The sequence below is a fragment of the Actinoallomurus acaciae genome, assembly GCF_042429965.1.
GTDB classification, from domain to species: domain Bacteria; phylum Actinomycetota; class Actinomycetes; order Streptosporangiales; family Streptosporangiaceae; genus Actinoallomurus; species Actinoallomurus acaciae.
The window spans coordinates 1-1,166 of record NZ_JBHLZP010001077.1 but is presented as its reverse complement, the minus strand read 5'-3'; the positions used below and the strand labels follow the sequence as shown (position 1 = coordinate 1,166).

Here is a 1,166-nt window from a genome sequence, read left to right as displayed (position 1 = left end):
CTGCCTCGTCGGCCGGGCCGACTGGCTGCGCGCCGCCGAGCCGTACCTGTTCGGCGGCGGCGCGACCGCGAGCGTCGGCGACCAGGTCGTCTGGTCGGCCGACCCGCAGGCACGGCACGAGGCGGGCACGCCGAACGTCCTCGGGGTCGTGGCGCTCGCGGCGGCCTGCGAGGCGCTCACCGACTGGGACACGCTCATCGCCGAGGAGGAGCGGCTGCTGACCCGGCTGCGGGCCGGTCTGGCCGCCATCCCCGGCGTACGGGAGCTGTCCCTGTGGGGCGACCTGAGCCCGCGGGTCGGCATCGTGTCGTTCGTCGTGGACGGCCGCCTCGCACGCGACGTCGCGACCGAGCTGTCCGAGAAGTACGGCATCGGGCTCCGTGACGGAAAGTTCTGCGCACATCCGTTCCTGCGGCGGCTGCTCGGCGAGGGCGCCGGCGGCTGCGACACCGATGACGGAACGGCGCTGCGCGCGAGCTTCGGCATCGGCACGACCGACGAGCACATCGACCGGTTGCTCACCGCTCTGCGGCGGCTCGGTGACTGAAAGTCGCATGTCACCGACGAAGTGCGCCGGCAGGGCGACCCAGATGTCCGGAGCGCGCCGTGCCGTCCCGCCGGACTCGGCATACTCCGCAGCACCGCCGGTTTCATCCGGGTACGGTGGACACTCCGCTATCGAGCTTCCGGGGGGTGGCGACATTGACCGACGCGTGGGAGCCCGCGAATCAGCTCGAACACCAGCTCCGTGACGCGCTTCGCGATGGCGACCAGGACACCTACTTCAAACTCATGAGCGGCGCGGAACTCTTCGTTCCGCTGCCGCCGGGTGAGGCCGAGTCGGTGCTGGCCGACCCGAGCTCGTTCACCTGGCCGACGAGCACCCGCGACGGCCGTACGCAGGTGCTCGCCTACACCTCCGGTGAGGCCGGACGCGCGTGTCTCGGCCCGGCCTATCAGCACTTCGTCCACATGACGCTGGCGGACATGGCCCGCACGTGGCCGGACCAGGAGTGGTGGCTCGCGCTGAACTCCGGCCTGCCCATCGAGGGGTACCTCCCGGCCTGGTTCATCGGTCAGCTCACCGCGGGCATCGCGCCGGTCCCCGGCGAGTCGCCGCCGCCGGACGCGGCGGCGCCCGCCGCGGAGACCGCGCCGCCGCCCCA

At 72.6% G+C, this 1,166-nt stretch carries 2 protein-coding genes; both read left to right on the top strand.

Going from position 1 to position 1,166, the window contains the following annotated elements:
- Positions 1–547, top strand: a 547-nt coding sequence (locus ACFFNX_RS50605; RefSeq protein ID WP_378213649.1) for an aminotransferase class V-fold PLP-dependent enzyme, incomplete at its 5' end; no start/stop codon positions are given.
- Positions 548–693: 146 nt separating this feature from the next.
- On the top strand, positions 694–1,166 hold a 473-nt coding region (locus ACFFNX_RS50600), incomplete at its 3' end, for an SseB family protein (RefSeq protein ID WP_378213648.1).